Source organism: Acidovorax sp. AC410, from assembly GCF_979253235.1.
Genome location: NZ_CEEDCG010000001.1, coordinates 5,066,512 through 5,080,711 on the forward strand (window position 1 = coordinate 5,066,512; position 14,200 = coordinate 5,080,711).

At 68.0% G+C, this 14,200-nt stretch carries 12 protein-coding genes; 3 read left to right on the top strand and 9 right to left on the bottom strand.

What is annotated here, in order from left to right; genetic code table 11:
• Window positions 1-8: 8 nt before the first annotated feature.
• Entirely contained in the window at window positions 9-428 is a 420-nt protein-coding gene (locus tag AC0IZS_RS23390) for a hypothetical protein (RefSeq protein WP_471637842.1), read from the bottom strand.
• Window positions 429-789: 361 nt separating this feature from the next.
• On the opposite strand from AC0IZS_RS23390, the gene AC0IZS_RS23395 reads away from it, so the two are divergent.
• Window positions 790-1,224: a hypothetical protein gene (locus tag AC0IZS_RS23395; protein WP_471637843.1), complete on the top strand. Its 435-nt coding sequence runs from the start codon at window positions 790-792 to the stop codon at window positions 1,222-1,224.
• Window positions 1,225-1,272: 48 nt separating this feature from the next.
• Here AC0IZS_RS23395 and vapC read toward each other — a convergent pair whose 3' ends face one another.
• From vapC to AC0IZS_RS23415, 4 genes are all read right to left on the bottom strand, one after another.
• Entirely contained in the window at window positions 1,273-1,674 is a 402-nt protein-coding gene (gene vapC, locus AC0IZS_RS23400; RefSeq protein WP_471637844.1) for a type II toxin-antitoxin system tRNA(fMet)-specific endonuclease VapC, read from the bottom strand.
• A complete protein-coding gene (locus AC0IZS_RS23405; RefSeq protein ID WP_471637845.1) occupies window positions 1,671-1,904 on the bottom strand; it encodes an antitoxin in 234 nt (77 codons plus the stop codon). The genes vapC and AC0IZS_RS23405 overlap by 4 nt, the downstream gene beginning before the upstream one ends.
• A 66-nt stretch (window positions 1,905-1,970) precedes the next feature.
• On the bottom strand, window positions 1,971-2,492 hold the full coding sequence (locus AC0IZS_RS23410) for a Rossmann-fold NAD(P)-binding domain-containing protein (protein WP_471637846.1): 522 nt from the start codon (window positions 2,490-2,492) through the stop codon (window positions 1,971-1,973).
• A gap of 136 nt (window positions 2,493-2,628) precedes the next feature.
• Window positions 2,629-4,491: a DEAD/DEAH box helicase gene (locus tag AC0IZS_RS23415; RefSeq protein WP_471637847.1), complete on the bottom strand. Its 1,863-nt coding sequence runs from the start codon at window positions 4,489-4,491 to the stop codon at window positions 2,629-2,631.
• A gap of 257 nt (window positions 4,492-4,748) precedes the next feature.
• Here AC0IZS_RS23415 and ettA point away from each other — a divergent pair, with 257 nt between their 5' ends.
• Window positions 4,749-6,410, top strand: a complete 1,662-nt coding sequence (gene ettA / locus AC0IZS_RS23420; protein WP_471637848.1) for an energy-dependent translational throttle protein EttA — start codon at window positions 4,749-4,751, stop codon at window positions 6,408-6,410.
• A gap of 284 nt (window positions 6,411-6,694) precedes the next feature.
• The gene (locus AC0IZS_RS23425) at window positions 6,695-9,340 is read left to right on the top strand and encodes a DUF1631 family protein (RefSeq protein WP_471637849.1); all 2,646 of its coding nucleotides are present in this window, start codon (window positions 6,695-6,697) and stop codon (window positions 9,338-9,340) included.
• Window positions 9,341-9,375: 35 nt separating this feature from the next.
• On the opposite strand, the gene AC0IZS_RS23430 is transcribed toward AC0IZS_RS23425, so the two are convergent.
• The 4 genes from AC0IZS_RS23430 to AC0IZS_RS23445 form a co-directional block, all read right to left on the bottom strand.
• Complete coding sequence (locus AC0IZS_RS23430) at window positions 9,376-9,960, bottom strand: hypothetical protein (RefSeq protein ID WP_471637850.1); 585 nt, start codon at window positions 9,958-9,960, stop codon at window positions 9,376-9,378.
• A gap of 124 nt (window positions 9,961-10,084) precedes the next feature.
• A complete protein-coding gene (locus AC0IZS_RS23435) occupies window positions 10,085-11,962 on the bottom strand; it encodes a hypothetical protein (RefSeq protein ID WP_471637851.1) in 1,878 nt (625 codons plus the stop codon).
• A gap of 8 nt (window positions 11,963-11,970) precedes the next feature.
• The gene (locus tag AC0IZS_RS23440; RefSeq protein ID WP_471637852.1) at window positions 11,971-13,821 is read right to left on the bottom strand and encodes a hypothetical protein; all 1,851 of its coding nucleotides are present in this window, start codon (window positions 13,819-13,821) and stop codon (window positions 11,971-11,973) included.
• Between the two features lie 4 nt (window positions 13,822-13,825).
• Window positions 13,826-14,200 carry a GtrA family protein gene (locus tag AC0IZS_RS23445; protein ID WP_471637853.1) on the bottom strand — a complete coding sequence of 125 codons (375 nt, stop codon included), beginning with the start codon at window positions 14,198-14,200 and terminating at the stop codon, window positions 13,826-13,828.

Sequence of the window (14,200 nt, forward strand, 5' to 3'; positions counted from 1 at the left end):
TGCGCTTGCTACCTTGCCCTCTGCGCTTTGGGCACCGCGACCCTCCACACCACCAGGCCGCCCGCCGCGAACGACGCTGCCATCACCACGGATGCCAAGGCGCCGGCCCCCAAAGCCAGAACGCCTGCGCCGGCGAGGGCCGCCGGCAGCCCTGCTGCCACCGGCCAGCGCAGCAGGCCCAGCCGGGCCAGCAGGTAAAAGAGCAGCGCATGGAAGACCGCGACCACCAGGTACAGCACGGGCCAGGCCATCAGGGTCGTGGTGATCGTGTGCGTGTAGCCGTCGTCGGGCGTGCCATCGGGCAGCAGCAAGGGCAGCGTGGCGAACTCGATCAACACGGCCAGCAAGGGCACCAACAGCGCCACGGCCGATCCTGCCAGCACGGCCTGGGTGAAACGGGCAAGAAAGGAGTGGGGTCGTGCTGGCATGGCTGCGAGGCTGCGAAAGTCCGGTGGAATGGTGCACGATTGTTGCGTGCCGTGTCGCCATCCCTATGAGGTGGGTGTGAAGTTTTTGCCGAAGGCCGGTTCGGTGCGAACCTTCGGGCCCTGCACATACGCCGCACCGGGGCTCCCCGCCTTCATGCCTGACGGCACAGGCCGCCATGCAGCGCTTGCATGGCCCTGTTGCTTTTTGTGCCGCGCGGCCCGGATGTTACGAAGGCTTGCATTTTTGGGCGGGGCACGCGCCTATTCTTGGCCTCGATGTCCATGGAAAGCCAGCGCCGCGTACCGCGCGTTGCCATGGCGCATCGCAGAACAAGCGAAGACCCCGAGGGAGAAGAACACCATGGCCCAGAACCACAACCGCACCACCATCGACAGGGCCGCTACCGCAGCCATCGCCATCACCGCCGCCATGGCCGGCCTGCTGCCGCAGGCCCATGCACAACCGGGCGCCGTGCGCGACGTTGCCGTCATCGCCGAGGCCGATGGCCCGCAGGCCGCGCGCCTCGGTGCCCTGGTGACCGAGGGCATCCGCAAGAGCAGCTCCATGCGCTACAAGGAGCCCGCGTCCAAGGCGCAGCTCACCGTGCGCATCGCCACCATGTCGGCGCAGGACGCGGGCTCCATCGTCTATTCAGCAAGCTGGGTTTCCACCGGCAAGGACACCCTGATCGACCGGCAACTGGCCACCTGCGACGTGGAGCGCATCGCGGCGTGCGCGGACACGGTGGTGGCCAAGACGGATGCGGTGCGTGCATCGCTGGCTGGCAAGAAGTAGGGCGGGGGGAGGGCCTGCTGCAAGGGCAGCAGCGGCTGTGCTGCGAACTCAGGCTGCGGGAACCCAGTTGTCCAACTGCAGGCCGGGCACCTTCGAAAATTCGCGGCTGTTGTTGGTGACCAGCAGAGCCTGTTGGCTCAGGGCATGGGCCGCGATCATGGTGTCGAGCGAACCGATAGGCGTGCCACGGCGCTCCAGGTCGGCGCGCAGGTCGCCGTAGGCCCACAGCGCTGCCTCGTCGAACGGCAGGATCGTGAGCGGGGCCAGGAACATCTCCAGCGCCTGGCGGTTGCGTGCCGAGCCGCTTTTGGCGACGACATACGCCAGTTCTGCCGCCACCACGCTGCACAGCCCGATGTCGCCGAGCCGGTATTGGCGAAAGCGCTCCAGCACCGCAGGCGGCCTGGCATTGATGATGTAGATGCAGATATTGGTGTCCAGCAGGATCATGGGGTGATCTCTGCGCGCACCTGCTCCTCGGGCTGCTGGCGTGCCAGCACAAAGCCTGGCTCGAACGCCGCCAGCCCTTGCTCCAGCGTTTGCCAAGGGGCCTCGACCGGCAGCAGCAGCACGCCGTTGCCAAAGTGCTTGACGACAACCTCGGTGCCGGAAAAGCGGTATTCCTTGGGCAGCCGGACGGCCTGGCTGCGGCCTGACTGGAAAAGGCGTGCGGTGTCCATGGAGGGCCCCCTTCAGATGGTGACTATCAATGGTAGCTACCAAAAGCCGGCTCGTCAAAGCGACGGCTATTCCAGCCCCCGCCCCATCAACACCCGCACCTGCGGCACCCCCTCGGTTGGCCCCGCCTGCACGGCCCGCACCAGCGCCCGCGCCACGTCGGCGCCCGGGCGGGCGCGGTAGTTGGCGGGGATGATCGGGTCGAGCAGCTTGAAGGCCTGGATGGAGAGGGACTCGGCGGCGCGCGGCGCCTGGCCCAGGGCCTGGCGTTCGCCCAGCAGCAGGGAAGGGCGCGCGATCACCAGCGTGGCGAAGCCCAGGCTCTTGAGCACCTGCTCGACCTCGCCCTTGACGCGGTTGTAGAAGATGCGGGAGTGGGCGTCGGCGCCCATGGCCGTGACCACGCCGCAGCGGGTGGCACCGGCTGCCAGCGCGGTGCGCGCGGTGGCGATCACCGCATCCAGGTCCACGGCGCGAAAGGCCTGCTGGCTGCCGGCGGCCTTGATGGTGGTGCCCAGCGTGATGTAGACGTCATCCACGTGCGGCAGGGCAGGCACCACGGGCTTGGCACCCAGAACGGCAAAATCCACGGCATGCAGGTGCAGCCGTGGATGTGAAATCTCCGGCGTGCGCCGGCCAAGGGCATGCAGGGCATGCACCTCGGGTGGCAGCGCGCCGTTGCCGGGCGCTGCGCTTGCGTTGCTTGTTTTTGGGGAAGCTGACGGATCAGCGGCCAAAAGAGCCGCGAGAACCGCCTGGCCCACGAGACCCGTTGCCCCGGCCACCAGAACCACCCGTGCCGCCTCCGCCATAGCCGCCACCTCCGCCGTTGCCGCCACGATAACCACCACCGCCGCCACGGCGACCGCCGCCGCCCATGCTGTCCACGCTGGTACGCATCGGATCAGGCTGGCCGCCTGCGCCGCCGCCGGCATGACCGGAGCTGCGGTTGCCTGGATTGGCGTGGCCCATGTGGGTGCCCAGGTGGGCGTTGGGGCGTGGTGGCTGGTCGTCGTAGCGGTTGCCGCCACCACCACCTTCATAACCACCGCCACCACCACCACCACCGCCGGAGCGGCTGCGTGCCGGGGCCTGGCCACCGGCGCGTGCGCCGCCGCCCTGGCCGCCACCACCGCCGCCGCCAGCGCGTGCGCCGCGCGGGCCGTTGCCGCCACCGCCGCCGCCAGCCGAAGCACCGCCACCGGCGCGGCCACCACGGCCGCCGCCACCGCCACCATTGCCACCGCCGGCAGGGCGGGGGCCACGGTCGCCGCCACCACCACCGCCGCCAGCACCCTGGCCGGCCTTGTTGGTGCGGATGCGTTCCATCATTTCACTGCGGGCGGCCTTGGCGGCGGCCTGCATCACGTCACGGCTCGGGGGCTTGCCTGCGCCGCCCCAGATGGTCTGGCGGCCCATGGCGATGGGCTCGGCCTTCTCGCCTGCCTCGGGGCCGAAGCCGTCGATGACCTGCACGGGGATCTGCTGCTTGGTGAAGCGCTCGATCTCCATCATGAAGCCTTCTTCGTCCATGCAGACCAGGCTCACGGCTTCGCCGCTGTTGCCAGCGCGGCCGGTGCGGCCGATGCGGTGGACGTAGTCTTCCGAGACGTTCGGGATTTCGTAGTTCACGACGTGCGGCAGCTCGTCGATGTCGATGCCGCGGGCGGCGATGTCGGTGGCCACCAGGGCGCGGATGTCACCGCTCTTGAAGCCGGCCAGGGCCTGCGTGCGGGCGCTCTGGCTCTTGTTGCCGTGCAGGGCCATGGCGTTCACGCCGTTCTTGGTCAGGAACTCGGCCACGTTGTTGGCGCCGAACTTGGTGCGGGTGAACACCAGCACCTGGCTCCAGTTGTGCTGCTGGATGATGTGCAGCAGCACCTGCTTCTTCTTGCCACGGCCCACGGGGTGGATCACCTGGGTGATGCGCTGCACCGTGGTGTTGCTCGGCGTGACCTGGATGCTCTGGGGGTTCTTGAGCAGGGTGTTGGCCAGGTCGCGGATTTCGTCGCTGAAGGTGGCCGAGAACAGCAGGCTCTGCTTTTCGCGCGGCACCAGGGCCAGCACCTTCTTCACGTCGTGGATGAAGCCCATGTCCAGCATGCGGTCGGCTTCGTCGAGCACCAGCACCTGCACGGTCGACAGGTCCAGGAAGCCCTGTTGCTGCAGGTCCAGCAGGCGGCCGGGGGTGGCCACCAGGATGTCCACGCCGCGCTTGATGCGGTCGATCTGCGGGTTCATGCCAACGCCGCCGAAGACGACGGTGGAGTTGATGTCCAGGTATTTGCCGTATTCGCGTACGGATTCTTCCACCTGGGCGGCGAGCTCGCGGGTGGGGGTCAGCACCAGGGCGCGGATGCCCTTGCCGCCGAACTTGTTCTTGGGTGCAGCGCTTTGCGAGAGGCGGTGCAGCAGGGGCAGGGTGAACGCGGCGGTCTTGCCGGTGCCAGTCTGCGCGCCGGCCAGCAGGTCGTGGCCTGCGAGAACGGCGGGAATGGCCTGGGCCTGAATGGGCGTGGGGGTCTCGTAGCCCGTTTCGTGTACGGCCTTCAGGATGGCAGGAGCCAGGTTCAGTTCGTCAAATGTCATGTCGTTGAATGCGCCCATCCGGGGCGCTGGGTATCGGCCTGTCGTACAACCGGGGGGTTGCCGAGCCAGTCTCAAGCCGACGAGGTTCAAGGGTGGGAGCCCAGAGGTTGGAATGCCTCTTTCGTCCCCAGCGGTGTGCTGATGTGGCGGGCAACTGGAGCCCGTCACGGTGCGTATTGTCGCATGGCCCGATAATGGGTGTTTTGAAAGCAGAATTCTTCTGCCCAATTTCCGCAGGTTTTAAGACAAGCAAGCAAATGGCCCAATACGTATTTTCCATGAACCGGGTCGGCAAGATCGTGCCGCCCAAGCGCCAGATCCTCAAAGACATTTCCCTGAGCTTCTTCCCGGGCGCCAAGATCGGCGTGCTGGGCACGAACGGCTCGGGCAAGTCCACCCTGCTCAAGATCATGGCTGGCGTGGACAAGGAAATCGAGGGCGAAGCCATCCCCATGGCCGGCCTGAATATCGGCTACCTGCCCCAGGAACCCCAGCTTGACCCCGACCAGACAGTGCGCGAGAGCGTGGAGGCCGCCATGGGCCGGGTGATGACCGCCAAGGCCCGCCTGGAAGAGGTGTACACCGCCTACGGTGAGGAAAACGCCGATTTCGACGCCCTGGCCGCCGAGCAGGCCGAGCTCGAAGCCATCATCGCCACCGCCGGCACCGACTCCGAGCACCAGCTCGAAATCGCCGCCGACGCCCTGCGCCTGCCCCCATGGGACGCCAAGGTCGGTATGCTGTCCGGCGGTGAAAAGCGCCGCGTGGCCCTGTGCCGCCTGCTGCTGTCCAAGCCCGACATGCTGCTGCTCGACGAACCCACCAACCACTTGGACGCCGAATCCGTGGACTGGCTGGAGCAATTTTTGCAGCGCTACTCGGGCACCGTCGTGGCCATCACCCATGATCGCTACTTCCTCGACAACGCGGCCGAGTGGATTCTGGAACTCGACCGGGGCTCCGGCATCCCCTACAAGGGCAACTACAGCGACTGGCTGACGCAGAAGCAGGCGCGCCTGGAGCAGGAGCAAAAGGGCGAAGAATCGCGCGCCAAGGCCCTGAAGAAGGAGCTGGAATGGTCGCGCCAGAACCCCAAGGCGCGCCAGGCCAAGAGCAAGGCCCGCCTGGCCCGCTTCGAAGAGCTGTCGGACTTCGAGTACCAAAAACGCAACGAAACCAACGAAATCTTCATCCCCGTGGCCGACCGCCTGGGCCATGAGGTGATCGAGTTCGAAAACGTCACCAAGTCCTTTGGCGACCGCGTGCTCATCGACAACCTGAGCTTCAAGGTGCCGGCAGGCGCCATCGTCGGCATCATCGGCCCCAACGGTGCCGGTAAATCCACGCTGTTCCGCATGATCGCCGGCAAGCAGCAGCCCGACAGCGGCACCGTCAAGATCGGCTCCACCGTGAAGATGGCCTTCGTGGACCAGACCCGTGACGACCTGTCGGACGACAAGACCGTGTGGGAAGACGTCTCGGGCGGCCTCGACATCCTGAACGTGGGCAAATTCCAGATGGCCAGCCGTGCCTACTGCGGCCGTTTCAACTTCAATGGCGGCGACCAGCAAAAGAAGGTCGGCATGCTGTCGGGCGGTGAGCGCGGGCGCCTGCACCTGGCCAAGACCCTGATCGCGGGCGGCAACGTGCTGATGCTCGATGAACCCTCGAACGATCTGGACGTGGAAACCCTGCGCGCGCTGGAAGACGCGCTGCTCGAGTTCGCCGGCTCCATCATGGTCATCAGCCATGACCGCTGGTTCCTGGACCGCATCGCCACCCACATCCTGGCCTGCGAAGGCGACAGCCAGTGGACCTTCTTCGACGGCAACTACCAGGAGTACGAGGCCGACAAGAAGAAGCGCCTGGGCGAAGAGGGCGCCAAGCCCAAGCGCATGCGCTTCAAGGCGCTGAAGTAAGCTCCCGCAGTGCCACCGCCAGTGGCGGTGGCCCTTGCACGGGGGCGCTGGCATGGGGCGCGCCTGATTCGGCGGCATTGTTCACTTAGCGAGCGTTGGGGGGAAGGGGTCTCCTTAACCTCCCGCCGCTTGTTCTGTCATTGGAGCGTGGTTCAGAATGGTGTGTAAAGACGCAAGCTACCGCCCGTGTCCGCGCCGCCACCGACCAGCAGGGAATTGTGCAGATGCCCCCCAGGTCAAGTAGCATTGCAGCTGGAAACCTTTTTCCTATCCTCCGTCCCACCATGTCCCAGGCTGCGCCTTCTTCGAAAACCGTTTTCCGTGCCTGTGTCGTCAACGCGGTGCGCGGGGGCGAGGCGCTCATGGAGAAGCTGGTGGCGGTCACCCGCAGCGCGCTGACCGCCGAAGAGAGCACGGTGCGCAACATCCAGCAGCGCAACCTGGCCAGCGACAGCCTTCGCCTGCTGGGCCAGCACGAGACGGCGCTGGTCAAGGGCTACTCGATGGCCCTGCTCGAGATCTTTGCCGAAGGACCACCCGCCGCCCCCGGTAAAGGCCGCGCCGCGGACGAATCCCCCCTGGATTTCGGTGAACTCTCGCTCATGGACGAGAGCGAGGTGCAAAACCAGGTGGAGCTGGCCCGTGCCCAGCAACTGGCCGCGCATGCCACCGAAGCGGTGCTGGCCGAGCTCAACACCCTGGTCAGCTCGGCCCAGGGCCTGCGCAGCGTGCAGCCCGAGCGCAACCCCCTGCGGCCCGAAAGCTACATCCGTGCCCTGCAGCAGGTGGTGGGCGAGACCGGCGTGAACGCCGAGGTGCGCGGGCTGTGGATGCAGCACATGCGTGACCTGCTGGGCAAGCTGCTGGTCGATGAATACAAGACCATGGTCAAAAACCTGCGCGACAACGGCGTGGAGCCCGTGGGCTACGCCGTCGTCGGCGCGCCGGGCGCCCGCAGCACCGGCTACGGCGGCCTGCAAGGCGGCAATGCCGGCTATGGCGGCGGCTACGTAGGCCACAGCCACGGCGGCCCCATGGCCGGCCCCAGCGGCTTTGGCAGCCCGGGCTACGGCAATACCGGCTATGGCAACACCGGCTACGGCCGCGGTGGCAACAACTGGAGCGGCGATCCCGGCAACAACTGGAGTGGCGAGGGCCACATGCCCGCCCCCATGATGTCGCCGCAGGCTGCGGCCGCCGAAGAGGCGCTGCTCACCGTGGGCATCCTGCGCCAGATGCTGGCCGGTGGCGATCCGTTCGACCCGCGCTCCTATGGAGCCATGGGAGGTGGGGGCGGCGGCGGCGTGCCTTCGCAGCCCGCGGCCATGCAATCGGCCTGGGCCGGGGGTGGTGCCAGCGGTGCCGCCAGCATGCATTCGGGCCTGGGCGGTGCTTACCACCCCGGCAACGCGGTGGCCGAGGCCATGGAAGACATGGCCCAGCTCGAACGCCTGGTGGGCCGCCTGGCCGGCGTGCCGCAGGCCGTGCCCCAGGTCGCGCACCCGGTACCCCAGGGCGGCTGGGCACCCACCACGGCGGGCACTGCGCCCCAGCACCTGTACACGGTGCCTGGCATGCCCTACCAGCAGATCTACACCGTGCCCGTGGTGGCCCCGCAAGACCCGCCGGCCATGGCTGCCGAGGTGGTGGGCCGCATGATGGAGAACATCGCCCGCGATTCGCGGCTGCTGCCCTCCGTGCAGCGCGCCGTGCAGAACCTGGAGCCCGCGCTCAAGCACCTGGTGCGCCGCGACCAGACCTTCTTCACCGAGCCCGGGCACCCCGCGCGCGTGCTGCTCGACGAGATGACCCAGCGCAGCCTGGCCTTCCCCGACGAGAAGGCCCCCGGCTTCGCCCGCTTTATCCGCCTGCTCAACGAATCCGTGGGCTACCTGGCCGGCATCGAAATCAAGGACGCCACCCCGTTCGAGACCGTGCTCAAGGCCCTGCAGGCCGCCTGGAACTCGCAGGTGCAAAAGGCCAAGGCCCGCCAGGCCGAAAAGGACAAGGCCCAGCTGCTGGCCGAACAGCGCGAGATGCTGGCCGGCAAGATCGCTGCCGACATCCGCAAGCTGCCCGACCTGGAGCGTGTGCCCGCCGACGTGCTCGACTTCGCCGCCGGCCCCTGGGCCGAGGTGGTGGCCCTGGCCCAGGTCTCGCAAGCCGAGGGCGGCGAGGACGACCCCGGTGGCTACCTGGCCCTGGTGCCCGTGCTGCTGTGGAGCGCCCAGCCCGAGCTCACCCGCAGCGAGCCCGACCGCCTGTCCGAAGCCATCCCCGGCCTGCTCGTCAAGCTGCGCGAAGGCCTGCAGACCATCGACCACCCGGCCGCCAAGACCAGCGCTTTCCTGGAGCGCCTGGTGGGCCTGCACCAGGACGCCTTCGAACGCGCCAACTTCGCCAAGATCACCCTCGATCCCGAGGATTCTTCTTCCCGCGCGCCGGATTCGCGCGACCCCATGGACTCCGTGGCGGCGGTCGCCGGCTACGACGACAGCGCCCAGGCCCCGGTGGACAGCGCTGCCCCGGCGGCAGCACCTGCGGCGGTTGCAGCAGCCCCTGCCGAGCCGTATGCCGAATTCGTCGTCGGCGCCTGGGTGGAGCTCATCTCCAACGGCCGCGCCGTGCGCACCCAGCTCACCTGGACCAGCCCGCACGGCACGCTGTTCCTCTTCACCGCGCCGGACAACAGCACCCAGTCCATGACGCGGCGCATGCGCGACAAGCTGGCCGACGAAGGCTCCCTGCGCGTGGTGCCCGCCCCCAAGGCGCGCCCAGCCGTACCGGCCCCCACGCGCGCAGGCGGCATCGCCACCACCCGCGGCAGCCTGCCGGCACCGCTGGAAACCTCGCGCGGCAAGCTCGGCAGCGCGCCCAGCAGCAAGCAGGCGCCGCTGTCGGGCAAGCCCTCGTCGTCCAAGGGGCGGTAGGCGAGTCTGCGCCGCCGTGCTGGCGCGGCGCTCGACTACAGCAGCCGGCTCTTGCGCAATTCCCCGATGAAGCCGTCCACGATGGTCTTGGCCCGGGCTTGGGGATCTTCATCGTTCTTGACGAAGGTCAAGTGCTTTCCTTGTGAGGTTGCGAGCCACACCTGCTTGTTGGTGGCGGCATCGAACAATTCCCAGCGGACTTGGTAGTACTTCCACGCACCCACGATTCTCATGTCACTGGGAAATATGACCAGGCGATAGTTGGCTGCAAGAGACTTTTCGTTGGCGAGATTGCCGTTGATGGTCTGTCCAGTGGGCACCGACATCCCTGAGTTGGTCGTCGAGTAGTATTTGCCCGCTTCACTGTCCTTGAAGCGCAAAACCCGTGCCGTGACCGAAGCCTTGGCAAGCTCCGCAAGGAGTTGGCTGTCGATTTCGGCAAGCATCGTGGGGCCGAACTCCGAGTCGCGCACGTCCATGAAGGAATACACGTAAAGCCTGCTCTTCGCGAGCGTCATGCCATTGGGCACCGGCGATGCGGATGTGAACTGGTTGCTCGCGCATGCGCCGAGCAGGCCCGGCAGGGCCAGAAGAAACAGGCGTCGATCTTTCTTGGACAAATTGAACTCCCTCATGGCTGGTCAGCAAGTAATTGGTATGGATGCCCGCCGGACTATATATTGCCTGGCAGTGCCACTCGAAGTCAGTGCCTGTTTCGCTTAGCGCGAACGAACCAGTGCTTGTTTATGGCCCGTCCCCGCCCTCCAGCCGGGTGGCCACCGGTATCAGCGCCTCGCTGCAACGCTGCTGGCCCTGCACGGGCAGCAGCAGGAACTGATGTTCCTGGCCCGTCAACTGGCCGGGGAACAGTGCGCACAGCGCCTTGCTGCCCGCCAGGGCGCTTGCTTCGTCGGCAAAGCTGAGCGTTGCGCGAAAACCCGACAGCAGCATGTCGGGCCGCTGGTAGATCTGCACGACGTCGGCGCGCTCGGTGCTGACCAATTCGTCGAGCCGCGCCTGGGCCTCGGGCGGCAGTCCCGTGATCACCAACTTGCGGCCGGTGCCGATGGTTGGCGTCCAGCCGGACAGGTGCAGCTGGCGGCCCGCGACGGTGACCTCGTCGATGGACCCCGCGTACCCATGCGCCATGCGCGGCAGGGTCTTGCCCAACTGCAGGACGGCCCCGGCATTGACCAGATGGGACCGCACCACAGCGTCCTGCTGCCCGGCCGGCAGGCTGCTGAGCGGCACCAGGCACAGGCACTGCTCGCTCCACACCCGGATGCGCGCGCGCTCGGCGGCATCGGCCGGTGCGGTGCGCAGCAGGGCCGGGCTCGCATGGGGCTTGCCCGGCTCCAGGATCCATTGCGCCGCATGCGCGTTCATGATCATCGAGGTCATGGAGATGGGCGAGAAGAACTCGAACGGTGCCAGGATCTGCCCCGCAGGCGGCTGCATGGCGAAGGCGTAGTGCGCCTCGAACATGGCGTCGATGGGGCGATCATGCGCGCGCTGGGCCAGCGACTGCTGGGCCACCGCCGCCACGAAGACGAGCAGGGCCGCCAGCTTCCAGCGCGCCAGGCGCGCGGGCCACTTCAGCGACCACAGCACGCACACGGCGGCCCAGGGAACCCACAGAAAGCGCGTGTAGGCCATCCAGTCCGCATAGGCCTGTACCGCGAACAGCAGCGGAAACACCACCACCACGGCGGCGGCACCCAGGCCCACCAGCATGCGCGGGCGGTCCCGGGCGGGCTGTGCCAGCACGCCCGCCACGGCGCAGGCCAGGCACAGCACGGCGGCTGCCACGCCCAGCAGGTTGGCACCCAGCAGGCCATCGGTCAGCACGCGCGCCAGGGTGGCGCCAAAGCCCAGCAGCGCGCGCCAGCCATCCAGGGCGGACTGGTGGTAGCCGCCCACGCCCGCAAACACCACGATGCGCAGCACCGCGTAGCCCAGCGCCACGGCCAGGGCGGGGGCCGCAAAGCGCCAGCGCGCCATGCCCCGGGGCGTGCCCGCAGGCAGCGGCAGCAGCAGGTACAAGGCGATCCAGGGGACGTAGACCTCCTTGCACAGGGTGGACAGCAGGTAGAACGCCGCTGCCAGCCAGGCCCAGCGCCACTGCGCCTTTTGCACGGCATGCACATAGGCCCACAGGCCCAGGCAGGCGAACAGCATGCCGTCGACATAGTGGCCGGACATCAGCTGCTGGGCCATGTGTACGGCCGGGGCCCCCACCAGCAGCAGTGCCGCGGGCAGCAGCGCCTGCCAGCGCGCCAGCCAGTGGCGCAGCAGCAGGTACAGCGCGAACGCAGCGCCCGCCAGCGACAGCAGGTGGTGCAGGTAGTAGGCAAAGGGCTCCAGGCCGAAGAGGGCGTGGTTGACCTGGTAGACGAACAAATTCCAGGGCGCGAACTGGTTGCCCGAGACGGTGCGCGTCACCTGGGGATCCAGGAACACCGACCAGGGGCTGTACAGGCCCAGGTAGAACAGGTGCTGGCCGTCGTCCCAGCGCCAGGAGCCTTGCAGCGCGCTGCCGTGCACGGCAAATGCCAGCAGGCACAGCGCGCCCAGCACGGCCAGATCGGCGGCCCAGGCGGGTTGCTGGGTGGGGGTGGTCATGCGCTGTGTCACAGGGGCCGTGTCCTGGCGGGCATCAGCGCGTTCTGGCAGCGCGTGCCGCCTTCGATGGGCAGTAGCAAAAACTGGTGCTCCTGCCCAGGCAACTGGCCGGCAACCACCGCGCACAGGCTGGCGGCAGCGGTCTGCGCGGCCTGCGGGCTGGCAAAGCGCAGCGTGGCGTGGAACCCCGAGTCCAGCATGTCCGCGCGGTGGTGCGCGCTGGCCACGTCGGGTCGCTGCACGTTCTCGATGCTCACGGGCGGCACGCCGGCAAACCCGGTCAGAAACAGTTGTCTGCCAGCGCCCAGCGTCGGCGTCCAGCCCCTCACGTGTACCACGCCGCCTTCGGTGGTGATGGCGTCGATGGCGCCGCCCCAGGCGTTGGCGATGTAGGGCAGGGGCTGGCGCAGCGGTGCCGCGATGGCCTGGTCGTGCAGCTGCGCTTGCAGTGCCGCCTGCTGCAGTGCGGGCGCCAGCGTGTCCAGGGGCACCAGGCACAGGCAACTGGCCTGCCAGACGCGGGTGCGCGCGCGCTCGCCCGCATCCACCGGCCACTGGCGCAGCAGGGCAGGCTGCGCATGCGCCCGCCCGGGCTCCATGCGCTGGCGCGCGGCATGGGCGCTCATGGTCACCGCGGCCACATAGCCGGGCGTATTGAACTGGATGGGCAGCAGCACCTGGCCGGGCGGTGGCTGCAGGGCAAAGCCGTAGTGCGCGTCGAACATGGCCTCGATGGGGCGGTCATGCTGGCGCTGCACCCAGGCCTGCTGGCCCGCCGCCAGCACAAAAACCAGCAGCGCCAGCGCATGCCAACGCGCCAGGCGCGGCGGCCAGGGCAGGCACCACAGCACGCACAGCGCGGCCCAGGGCACCCACAGCAGCCGGGCGTGGAGCTGCCACTCCAGGCCCGGGCGCGCCACGAACAGGAGCGGAAACACGACCACCGTGAGGGCCGCACCCAAAGCCGCCACAGCCCCCAGGCGCGCCTGCGGCGCCTGCGTAGCCAGTCTGACGCCAATGCACACCAGGCACAGGGCCGTGGCCAGCAACCCCAGGGCGCCAGAGCCCACCAGCCCGTGCGTCAACATCAGGGCCACCGCACCCAGCACACCGGGCACATCGTGCAAGCCTGTCAGCGTGCTGGGCTGGTAGCCGCCCGCGCCGGAAAACACCAGCACGCGCACGGCGGCGTAGCCCAGTGCGACCGCCAGGGCCGGCAGGGCGTAGCGCCAGCGCTGCAGCCACGGCAAAGGGGCCGCCAGGGGCATGAACAGCGCCAGCGCGATCCACGGCACATAGACCTCCTTGCACAGCGTGGACAGCAGGTAGAGCCCGGCCGCCAGCCAGGCCCAGCACCATTGCCGGCGCTCCACGGCACGCAGCTGGGCCCACAGGGCCAGGCAGGCAAAGGTGAGGCCGTCCAGGTAGTGCCCCACCATCAACTGCTGCGCCATGTGGAAGGCCGGCGCGCCCACCACGAGCAGGACCGCGGCCAGCATCGCCCGCCAGGGTGCGAACCACTGGCGCATCAGCACATACAGGGCGAAGGCAGCCGCAGCCAGCGACAGCAAGTGGTGCAGGTAGAACGCCCGCGGGTCCATGCCGAACAGGGCGCTGTTGACCTGGTAGACGAACAGGTTCCAGGGCGCGAACTGGTTGCCCGACACGGCGCGCGTCACCTCGGGGTTCAGGAACACCGACCAGGGCGTGTACTGCGTGCTGTTGAAGAGGTGCGTGCCGTCGTCCCAGCGCCAGTAGCCCTGCACAGCGCTGCCATGCAGCACAAAGACCAGCAGGGCCAGCAGGCACAGGGCGATGATGTTCTGGCGCCAGCCAGATGCTTGCGATAAAGGGCTCACGGGACTAGCGCACGCGGTAGGTGAAAAACCGGTGGCCCAGGTAGCTGAAGGCCGGGATCACCGTCACCACCAGCGCAATGCCCAACGCATAGTGGCCGCCGGCCTGCTCCACCACCCAGGTGATGCAGGTGCTGACCACGCCGCCCGCGCCCGCCACCAGGCCGAAGCGCCAGGCGGTGGCCGCGCTCAAACGCTGGCCAAAGCTCAGCAGCGTGTTGGCGGTGTACGAGAACATGGTGGCCACGGCGAAAGCCACCACATTGGCCACGGGCGGCCGCGCGCCCAGCAGCTCGATGCACAGGGTGGCAACGCACACGTGCGTGAGGGTGGACAGCACACCGATCAGCGCGAAACCGATCAGCGATCGAGAAGTGTTCAT

Coding starts and splice junctions, on each gene's coding strand:
- ettA (WP_471637848.1), top strand. CDS start 4,749: ATGGCCCAATACGTATTTTCCATGAACCGGGTCGGCAAGATCGTGCCG.
- AC0IZS_RS23425 (WP_471637849.1), top strand. CDS start 6,695: ATGTCCCAGGCTGCGCCTTCTTCGAAAACCGTTTTCCGTGCCTGTGTC.
- AC0IZS_RS23415 (WP_471637847.1), bottom strand. CDS start 4,491: ATGACATTTGACGAACTGAACCTGGCTCCTGCCATCCTGAAGGCCGTA.
- AC0IZS_RS23390 (WP_471637842.1), bottom strand. CDS start 428: ATGCCAGCACGACCCCACTCCTTTCTTGCCCGTTTCACCCAGGCCGTG.
- AC0IZS_RS23405 (WP_471637845.1), bottom strand. CDS start 1,904: ATGGACACCGCACGCCTTTTCCAGTCAGGCCGCAGCCAGGCCGTCCGG.
- AC0IZS_RS23435 (WP_471637851.1), bottom strand. CDS start 11,962: ATGACCACCCCCACCCAGCAACCCGCCTGGGCCGCCGATCTGGCCGTG.
- vapC (WP_471637844.1), bottom strand. CDS start 1,674: ATGATCCTGCTGGACACCAATATCTGCATCTACATCATCAATGCCAGG.
- AC0IZS_RS23445 (WP_471637853.1), bottom strand. CDS start 14,200: ATGAACACTTCTCGATCGCTGATCGGTTTCGCGCTGATCGGTGTGCTG.
- AC0IZS_RS23395 (WP_471637843.1), top strand. CDS start 790: ATGGCCCAGAACCACAACCGCACCACCATCGACAGGGCCGCTACCGCA.